At 67.8% G+C, this 15,830-nt stretch carries 14 protein-coding genes; 11 read left to right on the top strand and 3 right to left on the bottom strand.

Features of this window, described 5'->3' with window-relative positions; all coding sequences use genetic code 11:
- The first annotated feature begins 16 nt into the window (after window positions 1–16).
- The 5 genes from ACUTAG_RS04925 to ACUTAG_RS04905 all read left to right on the top strand — a co-directional run bounded on the left by ACUTAG_RS04925 (window position 17) and on the right by ACUTAG_RS04905 (window position 7,240).
- A complete protein-coding gene (locus tag ACUTAG_RS04925; protein ID WP_187378308.1) occupies window positions 17–682 on the top strand; it encodes a thermonuclease family protein in 666 nt (221 codons plus the stop codon).
- Window positions 683–820: 138 nt separating this feature from the next.
- Window positions 821–3,058, top strand: coding sequence for an ABC transporter substrate-binding protein (locus ACUTAG_RS04920; RefSeq protein WP_108913903.1), 2,238 nt, complete (start codon window positions 821–823; stop codon window positions 3,056–3,058).
- Window positions 3,055–4,032 carry an ABC transporter permease gene (locus tag ACUTAG_RS04915; RefSeq protein ID WP_026384641.1) on the top strand — a complete coding sequence of 326 codons (978 nt, stop codon included), beginning with the start codon at window positions 3,055–3,057 and terminating at the stop codon, window positions 4,030–4,032. The genes ACUTAG_RS04920 and ACUTAG_RS04915 overlap by 4 nt, the downstream gene beginning before the upstream one ends.
- A gap of 5 nt (window positions 4,033–4,037) precedes the next feature.
- Window positions 4,038–5,546 carry an ABC transporter permease gene (locus ACUTAG_RS04910; RefSeq protein WP_024069812.1) on the top strand — a complete coding sequence of 503 codons (1,509 nt, stop codon included), beginning with the start codon at window positions 4,038–4,040 and terminating at the stop codon, window positions 5,544–5,546.
- Entirely contained in the window at window positions 5,543–7,240 is a 1,698-nt protein-coding gene (locus tag ACUTAG_RS04905; RefSeq protein WP_054472775.1) for an ABC transporter ATP-binding protein, read from the top strand. Before ACUTAG_RS04910 ends, ACUTAG_RS04905 begins: the two co-directional genes overlap by 4 nt.
- Before the next feature lie 55 nt (window positions 7,241–7,295).
- On the opposite strand, the gene ACUTAG_RS04900 is transcribed toward ACUTAG_RS04905, so the two are convergent.
- The 3 genes from ACUTAG_RS04900 to ACUTAG_RS04890 form a co-directional block, all read right to left on the bottom strand.
- On the bottom strand, window positions 7,296–7,835 hold the full coding sequence (locus tag ACUTAG_RS04900; protein WP_006387765.1) for a MarR family winged helix-turn-helix transcriptional regulator: 540 nt from the start codon (window positions 7,833–7,835) through the stop codon (window positions 7,296–7,298).
- Between the two features lie 28 nt (window positions 7,836–7,863).
- Window positions 7,864–9,471, bottom strand: a complete 1,608-nt coding sequence (locus tag ACUTAG_RS04895) for a collagen-like triple helix repeat-containing protein (protein ID WP_148318484.1) — start codon at window positions 9,469–9,471, stop codon at window positions 7,864–7,866.
- Window positions 9,472–9,829: 358 nt separating this feature from the next.
- Window positions 9,830–11,539 (bottom strand): ShlB/FhaC/HecB family hemolysin secretion/activation protein, encoded by a 1,710-nt coding sequence (locus ACUTAG_RS04890; protein ID WP_035183252.1) that lies wholly within the window; start codon window positions 11,537–11,539, stop codon window positions 9,830–9,832.
- Window positions 11,540–12,032: 493 nt separating this feature from the next.
- On the opposite strand from ACUTAG_RS04890, the gene ACUTAG_RS04885 reads away from it, so the two are divergent.
- The 6 genes from ACUTAG_RS04885 (at window position 12,033) to cpaB (ending at window position 15,775) form a co-directional block, all read left to right on the top strand.
- Window positions 12,033–12,863 carry an MHYT domain-containing protein gene (locus tag ACUTAG_RS04885; protein ID WP_148318656.1) on the top strand — a complete coding sequence of 277 codons (831 nt, stop codon included), beginning with the start codon at window positions 12,033–12,035 and terminating at the stop codon, window positions 12,861–12,863.
- Window positions 12,864–13,008: 145 nt separating this feature from the next.
- The gene (locus ACUTAG_RS04880; RefSeq protein WP_006387769.1) at window positions 13,009–13,185 is read left to right on the top strand and encodes a Flp family type IVb pilin; all 177 of its coding nucleotides are present in this window, start codon (window positions 13,009–13,011) and stop codon (window positions 13,183–13,185) included.
- A 233-nt stretch (window positions 13,186–13,418) separates the two neighbouring features.
- Complete coding sequence (locus ACUTAG_RS04875) at window positions 13,419–13,925, top strand: A24 family peptidase (RefSeq protein WP_006387770.1); 507 nt, start codon at window positions 13,419–13,421, stop codon at window positions 13,923–13,925.
- Window positions 13,907–14,332: a hypothetical protein gene (locus ACUTAG_RS04870; protein WP_020928807.1), complete on the top strand. Its 426-nt coding sequence runs from the start codon at window positions 13,907–13,909 to the stop codon at window positions 14,330–14,332. Before ACUTAG_RS04875 ends, ACUTAG_RS04870 begins: the two co-directional genes overlap by 19 nt.
- 1 nt (window position 14,333) lies before the next feature.
- Entirely contained in the window at window positions 14,334–14,825 is a 492-nt protein-coding gene (locus tag ACUTAG_RS04865) for a TadE/TadG family type IV pilus assembly protein (RefSeq protein WP_006387772.1), read from the top strand.
- A complete protein-coding gene (gene cpaB / locus ACUTAG_RS04860; protein ID WP_020928806.1) occupies window positions 14,822–15,775 on the top strand; it encodes a Flp pilus assembly protein CpaB in 954 nt (317 codons plus the stop codon). The genes ACUTAG_RS04865 and cpaB overlap by 4 nt, the downstream gene beginning before the upstream one ends.
- Window positions 15,776–15,830: the final 55 nt, after the last annotated feature.

Below are 15,830 nucleotides of genomic sequence, written 5' to 3'. Positions count from 1 at the left end.
TTCCGGAGCCCGGCTCGTGCGCGGCAAATCCCCCTTCGGCGGCAGCAAGCTGACCGCCCTCGTCGTCGCCCTGATCCTGGCCGCGGCCGGCGCCCTCGTCAACTGGCTGCAGCCTGCCCGGCAGGGGGGCGAGCGGCCGGCCGAACGACCCGCGGCCAGCGCGCCCGCGCCGCGCGGCAAGCCCGGCGCGGCCCTGGCCGGCGACGTTCCCGCCGGCAGCTATACCCTGACCGGCATGATCGTCAACGTCGCCGACGGCGACACCGTGACGCTGCGCGCGCCCGACGGCCAGCGCCGCATCCGCATGGACAGCATCGACGCGCCGGAAGAGGGCCATGGCAACGAGCAGCCCGGCCAGCCCTACGCCGAGGCCGCGCGCCAGCACCTGGCCGGCCTGGTGGCCGGCAAGACCCTGACCGCCCAGTGCTACCAGAAGGACCAGTACGGCCGCGACGTCTGCGCGCTGATCCTGGACGACGGCCGCTCGGCCAACCGGCTGCAGGTCGAGGCCGGCTACGCCTGGGCCTACACCGCGCGCCAGGGCGACTACCTCAACGACAAGGCCATGCCCGAGCTGCAGCGCCAGGCCAGGGCGGCCGGCCGCGGCCTGTGGGCCGGCAAGGATCCGATGCAGCCCTGGAAGTGGCGCTACGACTGCTGGCGCCAGCGCCAGTGCGGCTGATTGGCGCTGGCCGGCGGGGTAATCCGTCCTGGTGTGTGTGGAGAGCCGCCTGCGCAAGTTCCCTAGGGGGATGCCAGGGTACTGGGGCGGATATACCTTTGCTATCCTCTGTCGCACTGAATAGAAGGAAAGGTTTCCATGCGTGCTTTGATGCGGCTCTGGGCGGCGGCCATGATGCTGTTGCTGACGTTGGCGGGCTGCTCCCGGGACGGCAGTCCCATCAACAGCCCCTATCCGTCCGGCGCCGAAGGCCGGAACACCCTGTATTCCGCCTTCGTCAAGCGCTCGCCCAAGTACCTGGACCCGGCCAGCTCTTATTCCGGCGATGAAACCCCTTATACCTACAGCATCTATGAGACGCTGTACGGCTACCACTACCTCAAGCGGCCCTACGAACTGATCCCGCGCGCCGCGGCCTCGATCGACCCGCCGGTCTACCTGGACGCGCAGGGCAAGGTGCTGCCGGCCGACGCGCCGGGCGAGCAGATCGCCCAGAGCATCTACGACATCAGGATCAAGCCCGGCATGCGTTTCGCGCCGCATCCGGCCTTCGCCCGCAAGACCGACGGCAGCTACGACTACTTCCCGATCGCGCCCGAGGACCTGGCAGACAAGTTCGCCATTCCCGACTTCCCGCGCACCGGCACCCGGGAACTCACCGCCGACGACTATGTCTACGCCTTCCGCCGCCTGGCCAGCCCGCGCGTGGTGTCGCCGATCTATTCGCTGATGGCCGAATACGTGAGCGGCCTGAAGGAATATGGCGACCGCCTGCGCGAGCGTGACAAGGCGCTGCGCCGCGACCTTCCCGGCGGCGGTGGCGCGTCGTGGCTGGACCTGCGCGAACCGGACGGCTTCACCGGCGTGCAGGCGCTCGATCCGCACACGCTGCGCATCCGCGTCAACGGCAAGTACCCGCAATTCAAGTACTGGCTGGCCATGACCTTCACGGCGCCCGTGCCCTGGGAGGCCGACCGCTTCTACAACCAGCCCGGCATGGCCGAGCACGACCTGTCGCTCAACACCTGGCCGGTCGGCACCGGCCCCTACATGCTGGCCGAGTCGCTGCAGAACCGCCGCCACGTGCTGGCGCGCAACCCCAACTTCCACGGCGAACCCTATCCCTGCGAAGGCGAGCCGGGCGATCGCGCCGCCGGCCTGCTGGACGATTGCGGCAAGCCCACGCCGTTCATCGACCGCGCCGTGTTCAGCGTCGAGAAGGAAGCCATTCCGCTGACCGGCAAGTTCATGCAGGGCTACTACGACGTGCCGCAGATCGAGCGCGGCGAGTACGGCGTGGCCATGCTGGTGGCCGCTGGCGACAGCCAGGACAAGGCGCGCAAGTACGCCGAGCACGGCATCCGCCTGCCCACCACGGTCGAGACCGCCAACTGGTACATGGGCTTCAACTGGCTCGACCCGGTGGTGGGCAAGGGCGACACGCCCGAGCAGGCCGAGAAGAACCGCAAGCTGCGCCAGGCCATCAGCATCGCCTTCGACTGGGAAGAATACGTGGCGGTGTTCGAGAACAGCCAGGCCTCGGTGGCCTACGGCCCGGTGCCGCCCGGCGTGCTGGGCTACCGGGAACCGCCCGAGGGTGTGAACCCGGTGGTCTACGACCTGGTCGACGGCAAGCCGGTGCGCAAATCCATCGAGACCGCGCGCAAGCTGCTGGCCGAGGCCGGCTACCCCGACGGCCGCAATGCCGTCACCGGCGCGCCGCTGGTGCTGTACTACGACTCCATGACGGGCGGCGGCTCCAACCCGCAGTTCGACTGGATGCGGCGGCAGATGGCCAAGATCGGCGTGCAGATGGACGTGCGCTCGACCGACTACAACCGCTTCCAGGACAAGATGCGGCGCGGGTCGGCGCAGATCTTCCTGTGGGGCTGGAACGCCGACTATCCCGACGCCGAGAACTTCCTGTTCCTGCTCTACGGCCCCAACGCCAAGGCCAAGGGCGGCGGCGAGAACGCCGCCAACTACGACAGCCCCGAATACGACAGGCTGTTCGAGCAGATGAAGTTCCTGGACGATGGCCCCGAAAAGGAAGCGCTGATCCAGCGCATGGTCGCCATCGTGCAGCGCGACGCGCCCTGGATGTTCGGTTACTTCCCGATGTCGGGCGGCGCCTACCAGCAATGGGTCGGCAACGCCAAGCCCACCCAGATGGTGCGCAACACGCTGCAGTACATGAAGATCGATCCCGCCCTGCGCGAGCGCAAGATCGATGAATGGAATTCCCCCATCTGGTGGCCGGTGGGCCTGTTCGTGCTGCTGATCGCGCTGGCGATCTGGCCGTCCTACGTGGCGCTCAAGCGGCGCGAACGGCAGACCGCCTTCGCCCAGGCTTCCCGCAAGGAGCATCAATCATGATCGGCTACGTCATCCGCCGGCTGCTGTACGGCGTGCTGATTCTGATCGGCGTGAACCTCTTCACCTTCATCCTGTTCTTCGCGGTCAACACGCCCGACGACATGGCGCGCCTGGCCATCGGCGGCCAGCGCGTCAGCCAGGACGCGGTCGAGAAATGGAAGGTCGAGCACGGCTACGACAAGCCGCTGTTCTACAACGCCCAGGCCAAGGGTTCGGCGCAACTGACCGATACCGTGTTCTACCAGCGCTCGGTGCCGCTGCTGGCGATGGACTTCGGCGCCTCCGACGGCGGCCGCGACATCGGCCGCGAGATCCAGACGCGCATGGGGCCGAGCCTGGCGCTGGCGGTGCCGACCTTCTTCCTGGGGCTGTTCGCCAGCATCGTGTTTTCACTGACGCTGGTGTACTTCCGCGCCACCCGGCTGGACTTCTGGGGCGTGGTGGTGTGCGTCATCCTGCTGTCGATCTCCAGCCTGTTCTATATCATCGCCGGGCAGTGGATGTTCGCCAAGCTGCTGCGGCTGGTGCCGTTCTCGGGCTTCGAGGGCGGCCTGGACATGGTCAAGTTCCTGGCGCTGCCGGTGTTGGTGGCGATCGTCTCGCGCCTGGGCCCCGAGGCGCGCTTCTACCGCACCCTGTTCCTTGAGGAAATCGGCAAGGACTACGTGCGCACCGCGCGCGCCAAGGGGCTGGCCGAGCGCGTGGTGCTGTTTCGCCACGTGCTGCGCAACGCCATGCTGCCGATCCTGACCAGCACCGTGGCCGCCTTGCCGCTGCTGTTCATGGGCAGCCTGATCGCCGAGTCCTTCTTCGGCATCCCGGGCCTGGGCAGCTACACCATCGACGCCATCAACGCGCAGGACTTCTCCATCGTGCGCGCCATGGTGTTCCTGGGGGCGTCGCTGTACATCGTCGGGCTGATCCTGGCCGACATTTCCTACACGCTGGCTGACCCCCGCGTACGATTCGAGTAGCCGCCATGCCCAAGTTCGTATTCCTCTGGACCGACATTGCGCTGTGGCTCATGGTGCTGGGCGCGCTGGCCTACGCCTGGCGGGTGCGGCGCAGCCCGAACCTGCGTTCGACCTGGGCGCGGGTGGCGCGCGACACGCCGGCCATGTGTTCGGCGGTGGTGCTGGCGGCGTTCGCGCTGGTCGGCCTGCTCGATTCCGTCCATTACCGGCCGCAGCTGCCGCCCGCGCCGGGCGCGGCCGCCGACGCCGCGCCGGTCTACGCGCCGGCGGTCAAGTCGGCGCTGGACGGCCTGTTGCGCGGCAGCGTGCTGACCCAGCCCGAGAAGACCTATTCCAGTCCGCTGGCGGTGCGCCAGTTCACCAAGGAAACCCTGCTGGTCGACGACAAGCCGGTGCGCGATTTTCCGCGCCTGCGGGCGGCCGGCACGCACCTGGCCGACCCCGACCGCGACCACCTGGGCGACGTCTACTACCGGCTGGGCCTGGGCCTGGCGGCGGGGCTGGCGGTGGCGCTGATCGGCGCCGGCCTGCTGTTCGCCTGCCTGGCGCGGCGCGGCGGCGCGTCGGCGGCGGCCGAGGCCCTATTGGGCGGGCGCGCCGAGGTGCCGTGGCGCGCCATGGCCATCACCTTCACCCTGCTGTGCCTGGTGGCGGGGGCGCTGGCCGGGCTGTCCAGCGGCTACCACGCCCTGGGCACCGACCGCATCGGCAACGACGTGCTGTGGCAGGCGCTCAAGAGCATCCGCACCGCGCTCGTCATCGGCAGCCTGACCACGCTCGCGATGCTGCCGCCGGCCATCGTCTTCGGCATCGCGGCGGGCTACTTCAAGGGCAGGATCGACGACGCCATCCAGTATCTCTACACCACCATCACCTCGATCCCGGGCGTGCTGCTGGTGGCGGCCTGCGCGCTGATGATGCAGGTGTACATCGACAACCACGCCGAGCTGTTCGACACCTCCGCGGCGCGCGCCGACCTGCGCCTGTTCCTGTTGTGCATGATCCTCGGCTTCACCGGCTGGGCCGGGCTGTGCCGCTTGCTGCGCGCCGAAACGCTCAAGCTGCGCGAGCTGGAATACGTGCAGGCCGCGCGCGCCTTCGGCGTATCGCACTGGCGCATCATGACGCGCCACCTGCTGCCCAATGTCGCGCACCTGGTGCTGATCACCGTGGTGCTGGAATTCTCCGGCCTGGTGCTGTACGAGGCGGTGCTGTCCTATCTGGGCATCGGCGTCGATCCCAGCATGAATTCGTTCGGCTCGATGATCGACGGCGCCCGCCTGGAAATGTCGCGCGACCCGATGATCTGGTGGAACCTGATGACCGCGTTTCTTTTCATGCTGGCCCTGGTGCTGGCCGCCAACCTGTTCGCCGACGCGGTGCGCGACGCCTTCGATCCGCGCACCCGCCGCTACAAGCCGGGCCGCCTGCCGGGCATGGGCTGGTTCGGCCGCCGTCCGGGCGCCGCGCTGGCGGCCGATGCCCGCGCCACCAAATCGGGAGACGCGCCATGAGCCAGCAGGATAACCGCCAGGACACGCCCCTGCTGGCCGTGCGCGGGCTGGACGTCGACATCGCCGGCGACAGCGGCATGACGCACGCGGTCAAGCGCCTGCAGCTGGCCATCTCGCAGCGCGAGACCTTCGCCCTGGTGGGCGAGTCCGGCTGCGGCAAGAGCATGACGGCGCTGGCGCTGTTGCGCCTGCTGCCGGACGCCGGGCGCATCGTCGGCGGCCAGATCGACCTGGATGGCGAAGACCTCAACCGCCTGCCCGAGAGCGCCATGCGCGGCGTGCGCGGCGGCCGCATCGGCATCATCTTCCAGGAACCGTCCACCAGCCTGAACCCCGTCATGCGGGTCGGCGACCAGATCATCGAGACGCTGGCGGCGCACACGCCGCTGCGCGGCGCCGCGGCGCGCGCCCGCGCCATCGACTGGCTGCGGCGGGTCGGCATCCCGGAGCCCGAGCGGCGCGTGGACGATTATCCATTTCAGTTCTCCGGCGGCCAGAAGCAGCGCGTCATGATCGCCATCGCGCTGGCGGCGGAACCCCTGCTGCTGATCGCCGACGAGCCCACCACCGCGCTGGACGTCACCGTGCAGGCGCAGGTGCTGGACCTGCTGGCGGGCATCCAGCGCGAGATCGGCATGGCGGTGCTGCTCATCACCCATGACCTGGCGGTGGTGCGTAACGTGGCTCATCACGTGGCCCTGATGCGCGGCGGCGAAATCGTCGAAAGCGCCAGCGCCGAGGAATTCTTCCGCGCGCCCAAGCATCCCTACGCGCGCCAGTTGTTCGACGCCATTCCCACCTTTGAAAAGCGCGGCGTGCCTCTCAGCCAGGCCGGCCGCGCGGCCCAGGCGCAGGACGCGGCCCGCAAGCGGCCGCGCGAGCCGGGCGTGGTGCTGGACGTGCAGGACCTGAAGGTCCATTACCCGGTGCGCAAGGGCCCGCTGCGGCGCGTGGCCTCGTGGGTCAAGGCGGTCGACGGCGTGACGTTCACGCTGCGTGCCGGCGAAACCCTGGCGCTGCTGGGCGAGTCCGGTTGCGGCAAGACCACCACCGGCAAGGCGCTGCTGCGCCTGATCGACGGCGCCCGTATCTCGGGCCGCGCCATGCTGCAGGGGCAGGACCTGCTGACCGCCGACCGCGCCCGCTTGCAGCGGCTGCGCCAGGACATCCAGATCGTGTTCCAGGACCCGTACGCATCGCTCGATCCGCGCATGCGGGTCGGCGACATCCTCGACGAAGGCCTGGAGTCGCTGCGCCGCGGCATGGGCGCGCGCGAGCGACGCGACCGCGCCGTCCGCCTGGTCGAGCGCGTCGGCCTGCCGGCCAACACGCTGGCGCGCTATCCGCACGAGTTCTCCGGCGGCCAGCGCCAGCGCATCGCCATCGCCCGGGCCCTGGCGGTCGAACCCAAGGTGCTGATCTGCGACGAGCCGACCTCGGCGCTGGACGTCTCGGTGCAGGCGCAGATCCTCGACCTGCTGCGCGAGCTGCAGGACGAGTTGGGCATCGCCTACCTGTTCATCACCCACAATTTCGGCGTGGTCGAGTACCTGGCCGACCGCATCGCGGTCATGGACGGCGGCCGCATCGTCGAGCTGGGCGAGGCCGACGCGGTGCTGCACGCGCCGCGCCAGGACATGACGCGCCGGCTGCTCGACGCGGTGCCGCGGCTGCAATTCGGCGCGCCCGAATGAAAACCGCGCCCCGATCCTGGCGGATCGGGGCGCGGCATGCGCGCGCCTGGGCGGCTCAGTCGTGGGCGTTGCGGGTTTCGAGCCAGACCAGCGTGTCGTGCCGCAGGGCGCGGACACATTGCGCCAGGAAGGCATGCACCACTTCCAGCTCGCCGGCGTCGTAGCGCCGGGCCATCAACACCACCGCCTCGGCCACCCACTGGCGTTCCTGGGCCAGTTGCTGGCATTGCTCCTCGACCGGCCGGATCACGATCATGCGGCGATCCAGCGGATGGCGGCCGCGTTGCACATAGCCGGCCGCCTCCAGGCGGTTGATCAAGGCGGTGGCGCCGCCGGAGCTGATGCCCATCAGCTGGGCCAGTTGCCCGGTGGGCAGGGCATCGAACTCCATCACCAGTTCCAGCGCTTTCAGATCCGCCAGGGGGATACCCAGTTTCTCCGCCAGGGCCGACTGGCACGCCGCGTTGTACACGGCGAACTGCCGGCCCAGCATCAGGGCGATATCGTCAAGCATTCCGGGACGCAGGTCACTATTGCGGGATTCAGGCATCACGGTCACATGCTCGTGGTGGACGATGGTTTCTTGTTGCAGCATGGCGTCGCTCCCTCACGGATCCCGTCGATTACTTCTTGGCGGTCAGGCCGCCGAGCAGGCCGCCCAGCAAGCCGCCGTTGGTGGTGCCTCCGGTGCTGGCGCCGCCGCTGACGCCGGCCGTCACGCCGCCCAGCAGGCCGCCGAGCAGGCCGCCGTTGCTGGCCGTGCCCGTGGCGCCGCCACCGGCGCTGGCGCCCGCGCCCGCGCTGGCCGTCGCGCCGCCCGTCAGGCCGCCCAGCAAGCCGCCCAGCAGGCCCCCGTTGGCGCCCGTGGCGCCGCCGGCCGTGCCGCCGGTGGCGCCGGTCACGCCGCCCAGCAAGCCGCCCAGCAGGCCGCCGTTGGCCGCGCCGCCCGTGGCCCCGCCCAGGTTGCCGGTCACGCCGCCGAGCAGGCCGGTCACCGGAGCCAGCAGGCCGCCGTTACCGCCCGCCGCGCCGCCGGTCACGCCACCCAGGATGCCGGTGATCGGGCTGAGCAGGCCGCCGTTGTTGCCGCCCACCGCGCCGCCCAGGCCCAGGCCACTTGTCAGGGAGGCGACCGCGCCGGTGGCATTGGCCAGCGTGTTGCCGAGCGGGTTGGTGTTGCCGGGCGTGGCATTCAACAGGCCGCCGGCACTGCTGACCGCGCCGCCCAGGCCTTGCAGCACGCCATTCAAACCGGCCACGTTGCCGCCGGGCAATTGCGTGCCCAGGTTGCTGACGGTGCCGCCCAGGGTGTTGAGCAGGCCGGCGACCGGCGCGCCCAGCTTGGTGGTGGCGCCCACTTGCTGGGTCAGGCCGACCACCGTGCCGGCCAGGGGGCTGGCCGTCGGGTCGAGCGCCGCGCCGATGCCCCCGAGGGTCGGTTGCAGGCCCAGCGGCAACACGTTGTCGACGGTCTTGCCGACGTTGCCGAGGGCCGGTTCGAGCAAAGGCTTGGACGGTCCGCCCAGCACGCCGCCGGTCACGCCGCCGACCAATTGGGTCACGGGGTTCAGCAGGCCGCCCTGGCCGGACAGGCCGGCGGTCAGGGCGCCCACCGCGTTGGTGGCATTGCCCAGCACCGTGGTCAGCGGTTGCGGATTCTTGGGATCGGCATTGAGCAGGCCGCCGGTGCTGGCGACCGTCTTGCCCAGGCCTTCGACCAGGCCGCCGACGCCGCTGCTCAGGCCGCCGGGCAGCCCGGTGCCCTTGACCGTGGTGCCCAGGTCCTGCACCAGTCCGCCGACCTGCTTGACGGTGCCGTCGACCGGTTGGCCCAGGCCGGTGGTGGCGCCGATCTCCTGAGTCAGGCCGACCACCGTATCGACCACCGGCTTGACGGTGGGATCCAGCGCCTTGCCGACGCCGCCCAGCGTGGTGCCCAGATTCAACGGCAGCGTATTGTCGACGGCGCCGCCGGTATTGCCGAGCGTGGTCTGCAGCAAGCCGGTCGTGACCGGATCGGTCGGGTTGTTCGGATTATTCGGGTTGTTCGGGTTGTTCGGGTTATTCGGACCGCCGGGATTGGTGGGAATATTCGTGCCGGGCAGGGAAGCCGAACTCTTGTGGCCACCACCACCGCCGCCGCATGCGGCCAGCGCGCTCATCAGAGCGGCCGCCATGACGGTGGAGGTCAGAATACGTTGTACGCGCTGCGTTTCAATCTTGGCATTCATGGCGAGCTCCTGTGGGGGAAGTGTCAGGCGTCGAAACTGCCCGATACATCCCTACATGCATAAACCGTGCCAATATTTTTCGAATGCCGTCCGGCAACGCGGCGGGGTATTTTTCTTTCCTTAAAAAATCCTTTTAAATCAATATGTTATTTGTCTATTAGAGGGTTTGTACCAATGTTTTGAATCCCCCATTTTTACGATCACGCCTGACCTGCGAATGTTACGCCGAAGGGGGTAACAGCCGTTACGTTACGGGCCACGTTACGTAACGCGGTGTATGGAACAGGCCAAAAAAAACGCCTGTCGAAACAGGCGTGGTGGCGGACGGGTATATGGACACCCAGGCATGGATGCCCAATCAGAATGCGTCGTAATACAGCGAGTAATTGGCGTTGAAGCGCAGGTCGCGGTCGTTGTTCACCGTCGCCGAACCGATAGGCTTGGCCACATTGAAATCGAACAGGTAGTACTTGTCGTCGGTAAAGCGCAGCCCCAGCGCCACCGAGGAGAGGTGACGCTGATTCAATTGCTGCAAGCCTGAATTGTTGTACCAGGTGCGCGCATAGTCGATCAGCGCATAAGGCTGCACATTCGTCAGATATTCCCAGCCGATGCCGAAGCGGCGATTGACTTCGGCGGAAACCCCCACGCCCTTGTCGCCACTTTGCTCGCCTTGCGGATAGCCCATCGCGTAGCGCCAGCTGCCGTACGACACTTGCTCCGACGACGGCAGGATGTTGCTGGAATACTGGGCCGCGCCAGACAGGGTCAGGCCGAACTGGGCTGGCAGGGCGAAGGTCTGCTTGGCGTTCAGGTTGTAGCGCGTGAAATCCAGGTCGAGGACGGGAACGGCGGAATAGCCATAGTTGGTGCTGATCTCCTTCTTCGCGCCGGCCGCGTCGAAGCCCTTGGCCACGCCCAGCGTCACGTCGGTCGTCATGGATTCCGACACCTGGATATAGCGCATTTCGAGGTTGGCGGCGCGCACCTGCGAATCCTGCTGCAGCCAGCGATCGGAATTCTTGGCTTCGTAGCGATCCTTGGAGTTGGCGGCGTAGACGCCCAGCGTGCCGGTCAGCGAACGGGTGTTGTTCAACAGGAACGGATAGCTGACGCCGATGCCGATGCGGTCGTTCTTGACCCGACGATTGAAGCCCAGGTACTCGATCGCCTCGTCCTCGGGCCGCGCGTCATAGTGATAGCCGTCCACCTTGACGGCCAGGCCGTCGTTGCCCAGCGGCACGCGGATCTCGCCGGACACGTATTTGACGTCGTCGGTATTGAACGGGATCGACGCCGTCAGCTTGACCTGCTCGCCCAGTGGCGTGAGGCTGTTGGTGGCGGCGTTCACCAGGGGTTGCATGCCGGTGCCCAGGTCGGCCACGCCGCCGGTCAGGCTGACCGGCTGACGCGAGGCGGCCAGCACCAGTTCGGTGGCGCCGTCGGCGCGCCGCGGCAGGTCCAGCGAAGGCGTGAACTTCACGCCCGGCACGGTCCGCATCAGGTTCAGCACGCGCTCCAGCGTGGCCTGCTTCAGCGGTTTCTCCTGCTTGAGCGGCTCGGCCAACGATTCCAGCCGGTCCTGGGCGTTGCCGATATCGCCTTCGATGCGCACCGTGCCGATATAGCCTTCGACCACGGTGACGACCACCAGCCCGTTGGCGAAGCTCTGGTTCTGGACCAGCGCGAACGACAGCGGATAGCCGCGGTCGCGGTACAACTGCGTGATCTTGTCGACCTGCTGCACCAGTTCGCCCAGGCTGATCTCCTTGCCCGAGAGCGGCGCGAGCAGGGCGGATACCTCTTCGAACGGCATTTCGTGCACGCCCGTGACATCGAAATGCCGGGGCACGATGCGTTGCGCCAGCCGCGCCTGCAGCGCCAGTTGTTCCGGCGTGGCGGCCTGTACCACCGGGGGAGGCTGGGTGGCGCCGGGCGGCCGTTCGATCTGCGGCATGGCATCGACCGGATTGCCGCGCAAGGGGCCGTCGGCCCGCGCCGCGCCGACGGCGGCCAGCATGCAGAAAAGGGCAAGGGAAAGCGGACTTGCGGGAAGCGTACGTCTCATGCCTGGTGGTCTCTCGTTTGCCGCTGACGCCGTTTAAACAGGCCGAAGATAAATACCTGAATAAGGGCGTGACTGAATGGGGCCGCTTTATAAGGAGTTAAACCGTGCGCGTCGTTCAGGCGGTATGTTGCCAGCGCGGCAAGCCAATGACAATTTATTTCATTGTGACTGGCCGGAAACGTGGATATAACAACAGCGCGCAATGAAAGGCAATCCGGACGGCGCCTGATCGCGGGTTTTCCGGGGTATTTGAAAATGAAGCTGGCTAATTTCCGGGTATTCGTTACAAGTAAGCTGTCGCAGCATTGCGAATACTGGTATAAACCCTGATGTGTATTAATTGTTAATAGATAAGACTATATAAACGTTTCAAAACACATCGGGTTTACAGGCTTTCGGGAGTCCGCAAGATGGACCAGGATGACCGCAACAGAATCGTCGTATGCCGGCCCGCGAGATGCGTCTGCCGGCGGCCGGCTCGCAGGGGCCGCGCATGAACCCGGGCGATATCGTTCCGCTGTCGTTCCATGCCGGGCTGGTGGCGTTGTCGTTCCTGATCGCGGTCCTCGGCTCCTACGTCGCCTTGCTTGCCGCGGTGGGCATCCGGGCGGAAACGCGGGACGGCGAGATCCGCATCGGTTACATCATCATCGGCGCGCTGGCGATGGGCGGGGTGGGTATCTGGAGCATGCATTTCATCGGCATGCAGGCGCAGCAGCTGCCGTTCGAGGTGGGTTACCAGACGGGATTGACGGCGCTCAGTTTCCTGGTGGCCGCCGGTTTTTCCGGCTGGGCCTTCTGGTATGTCGGCCGCGACCGTTTCACATTTATGCGCTGCCTGGTGGGCGGCCTGGCCGCCGGTCTCGGCGTGGCGGCCATGCATTATGTGGGCATCAGCGCCATGCGCATGCCGGCGGTATTCATGTGGAATCTGCCGATGGTGGTTTTATCGGTGCTCATAGCCGTTATTGCCGCGTCAGCCGCATTGTGGCTGGCCTTCAACACGCAGAATGAGTTTCAGCGCGCCGCCGCGGCCATTTTGATGGCGGTGGCGGTGTGCGGCATGCATTACACGGGCGTGGCGGCCGGCACGGTGGTCTGCACCACGCCGCGCGAATTCTCCAGCATGCAGATCGGCGGGGTGATGCTGCCGTATATCGCGTTCGCGCTGTCGGTGGTCATGCTGCTGGTGATGCGTTGGCATTTGCAGCGGGCCTCGCGCCGTTTCCGCGCGCGCCTTGCGCAACGTATCGATTCGATCATTGAATCGGCGCCGGCGGCGGAGGGGGGCAGGGCGCCCGGCTCCACGCTGGGGCCGGGTTGAGGGTGAGTCAAGGGCCTTTGCGGCCTGAGTACCCCGGAAGCGCGCGGGCGTGGAACATGCCAGCGCGCCGCTTGCACCGGGTTTAGGGGGCCACTGCCGCCCCGCGGCATGGCTCGATTATCAAGCGAGACCTCAGGAGCTCGACATGAAAGCGAAACTTGCGCAGTTCTGGAACGAAGAAGAAGGCATCACCGCCCTGGAATACGGCCTGATCGCGGGCACCATCGCGGTGGCGCTGGTAGCGGCTTTGGCGACATTCACGGGCGCGCTCGGCGACCTGTTCACGTCGCTGCAAGCAAAGCTGGCCGCCGCGTCCACGTGAGGCCGAAGGCCCCGGCCGATCCGACGGGCCTGGTCCCAGCCAGGCATGCGCGGAAGGCCGGGTCCCCGCCCCGCCTGGCGCGGAGCTGATGTTGGCAACACTTCCCGCGCGGCGATTTCGGGCGGTTGTGGATTGACGGCGTTGCGCGCATCGGCTCCCGGGGGGCCGCGCGACCATGTATTGCCGCATTGAAACCGAAACCGTCGGAAGGTCCTGCCTTGTATCCAGGGGAAGTGCTGTGGTGGCTGTTGTTCGCATGCTGGAATCTGGTGTTGATATACACCGATCTGCGCTATCGCCGCGTACCCAACACGCTTATCGTCGCGGGCTTCGCGGGACAGGCGCTGTGGCTGCTGGCGGCATGGCTGGCGCCGGCATGGGGGTATCCGCCGCGCTGGGCCGGCTGGCCCATGGCATTGGCCGGATTCGCGCTGGCCTTGCCGTTCTTTCCGCTCTGGAGCCGGCGCCTGATGGGCGCGGGCGACGTCAAGGCGATCGCCATCCTCGGATTGCTGGCGGGCTTCGCGCCGCTGGTGATGACGTTGGTGGCCGCCAGCCTGCTGGCCGGCCTGCATGCCTTGTCGTACCTGTTTCTTTCCCGAAGCCGGGCGCTGCCGCTTCGGGCCCGCCAGACGCCGTACGGCGCCTATCTGGGCGTTGCCGCGCTCAGCGTGGCGCTTATTCCCTTGAATTCGGCCTGGTATTCGTGGTGTTTTTCCTGGTGTTCTACGCGATCCTGACGTACGCACTGGTCTTCACCGCCCAGCATTCAGTCACCCTGGCGGCGCAGGACGGCGCCCGCAAGGTCCTGCAGTGGCAGCCGGGCGCCGCGTCCCTTGCAGTGCGCGCCAATGCCGGCCGCGATACGGCGCTGGATCGTTCGGGCTGGATCACCGCCATGTCCTCGGCCGCGGTGGCGGTGGCGGTGTGCGGCCCCGGCGGCACGCTCAGCAGCACCGGCGGGGGCACCTGCAGCGGCTTGCCGTTGAGCGCCGACCAGATCGAAGTCACGGTCAGCTACCCCTATGGCGCCAACCCGCTGATCCCCAATCTGCCGTTGCTGGCCCAGGCCCTGATGCCGCCTTCGAGTGTGTTGACGGCCCGCGCCACGGTCCACCTGGGCAATGCGCTGGACGGGAGCAATTGACATGGACAGGCACCGCGATCCCGATGAGCCCCGCGGCCGCCGGCGTGTCCAACGCGGCATCGCCACGCTCGAGTTTTCGCTGACGGTGACCATGCTGCTGATGTTCGTCTGCGCCGTGGTCGGCTATGGCGTGCTGTTCTGGATGCAGCAGCAATTGGCATCTGCCGCGTCCGAAGGCGCGCGCGCGGCGGTCCATGCGCGCTTTGCCGGCCAGGCGGACGTGCCGACCGTGGCCTGTGCGGCGGCGATGAGCGTGTTCGGCGCCGGATCGGCGGTGGCATGCTCGACCACCAATGCGCAATGTTCCTGGGAGGGGGCGGAGGGCAAGACGGCGACGTGCGCCACGGTCACCATGGCTTTCAAGGTGGACGACTGGCCGGTGCTGTCGACCTTCCAGGCCCTGATTGCCATGTTGCCCGGGACGGACAAGAACTGGATTCCGACCCGCCTGTCATCGAAGGCCATCGTGCAAATTTCGCAAGGGACACCATGAGCAGCCTGAGCAAGATCATCGCGGGTGTGTTGCTGGCGGCGGGCCTGGTGCTGGCGTTCGTGGCGTGGCGCCTGGCCTCGCAGCCTTCCCCCCCGCCACCGGCCCCGGCCAGCCCGGTCGCCACCCAGGCGAGCGCGCCGGCCGAGCCGCCGGCCAAGCGCTATCCAGTGGTGGTGGCTGCCGCCGCGATCCCGGCCGGCACCCGCATCGACGGCGCCAGGATGCTCAAGGTGGACCAATGGCAGGTGGCGCTGTCGGGCAGCTACAGCTCGCCCGCGCCGCTGCAGGGCGCCTATGCCCGCGTCGATATCGCCGCGGGCGATCCGCTGTTGCCCAGCATGCTGGCGCAGGGCCTGGGCCGCCAGCTCAAGCCGGGCGAACGCGCGGTGGCGATCGCGGTGGACGAAGTGGTGGGCGGCGGCAACCGCATCGCGCCGGGGGACCTGGTGGACGTGTTCTTCCTGCTGGAGAAGGGCGTCGAGATCCAGGCCGGACAGGCCCGACTGCTGCAGTCGCGGGTGCGCGTGCTGGCCTATGGCACGGCGTCGGTGGACGGCCCCGAGGACAAAGGCACGCTGCCGGGCCCGCCGGGCCAGCCGGCCAGGACCGCGGTGCTGGCGGTGCCGGTCGAGCAGGTCAGCGAGTTGCTGTTGGCGGGCCGCTCCGGCCGCCTGCAACTGGCCTTGCGCCCGGTCGGCGATGACGGCGGGCCCGATACGCAGTTGTTCGCGCAGCGCGGCGCCGTGCTGCCGCCGCGGCCGGACCTGACGCCCGAGCAGCGCGCCTTGCTGCAGAGCGGTCCGAACCGCGCCTACGCCGGCGAAAGCCTGGCGCAGCTCGAGGGCACGACGCCGGCGGCCAGGCCCGCGGCGGTCCGCGCCACCGGCGGTGGCGGCGGGCGCAGCGTCGAAATATTGCGAGGAGACAAATCCGAGCGCGTGCGCTATTGAAACGTGGCTGCGCGTGGCCAGGTGCCGCCCGCGGCTGGACCTAACCTGTCAAACC

The sequence above is a fragment of the Achromobacter sp. CSND-B12 genome, from assembly GCF_052906545.1.
The sequence above is the reverse complement of the archived record's forward strand: the minus strand, read 5'-3'. Positions and strand labels throughout refer to the sequence as shown.

What these genes read in the sequence shown, in the direction of transcription:
- ACUTAG_RS04890 (WP_035183252.1), bottom strand. Translation starts at nt 11,539, where the DNA reads ATGAGACGTACGCTTCCCGCAAGTCCGCTTTCCCTTGCCCTTTTCTGC.
- ACUTAG_RS04910 (WP_024069812.1), top strand. Translation starts at nt 4,038, where the DNA reads ATGCCCAAGTTCGTATTCCTCTGGACCGACATTGCGCTGTGGCTCATG.
- ACUTAG_RS04905 (WP_054472775.1), top strand. Translation starts at nt 5,543, where the DNA reads ATGAGCCAGCAGGATAACCGCCAGGACACGCCCCTGCTGGCCGTGCGC.
- cpaB (WP_020928806.1), top strand. Translation starts at nt 14,822, where the DNA reads ATGAGCAGCCTGAGCAAGATCATCGCGGGTGTGTTGCTGGCGGCGGGC.
- ACUTAG_RS04915 (WP_026384641.1), top strand. Translation starts at nt 3,055, where the DNA reads ATGATCGGCTACGTCATCCGCCGGCTGCTGTACGGCGTGCTGATTCTG.
- ACUTAG_RS04885 (WP_148318656.1), top strand. Translation starts at nt 12,033, where the DNA reads ATGAACCCGGGCGATATCGTTCCGCTGTCGTTCCATGCCGGGCTGGTG.
- ACUTAG_RS04920 (WP_108913903.1), top strand. Translation starts at nt 821, where the DNA reads ATGCGTGCTTTGATGCGGCTCTGGGCGGCGGCCATGATGCTGTTGCTG.
- ACUTAG_RS04865 (WP_006387772.1), top strand. Translation starts at nt 14,334, where the DNA reads ATGGACAGGCACCGCGATCCCGATGAGCCCCGCGGCCGCCGGCGTGTC.
- ACUTAG_RS04880 (WP_006387769.1), top strand. Translation starts at nt 13,009, where the DNA reads ATGAAAGCGAAACTTGCGCAGTTCTGGAACGAAGAAGAAGGCATCACC.
- ACUTAG_RS04895 (WP_148318484.1), bottom strand. Translation starts at nt 9,471, where the DNA reads ATGAATGCCAAGATTGAAACGCAGCGCGTACAACGTATTCTGACCTCC.
- ACUTAG_RS04900 (WP_006387765.1), bottom strand. Translation starts at nt 7,835, where the DNA reads ATGCTGCAACAAGAAACCATCGTCCACCACGAGCATGTGACCGTGATG.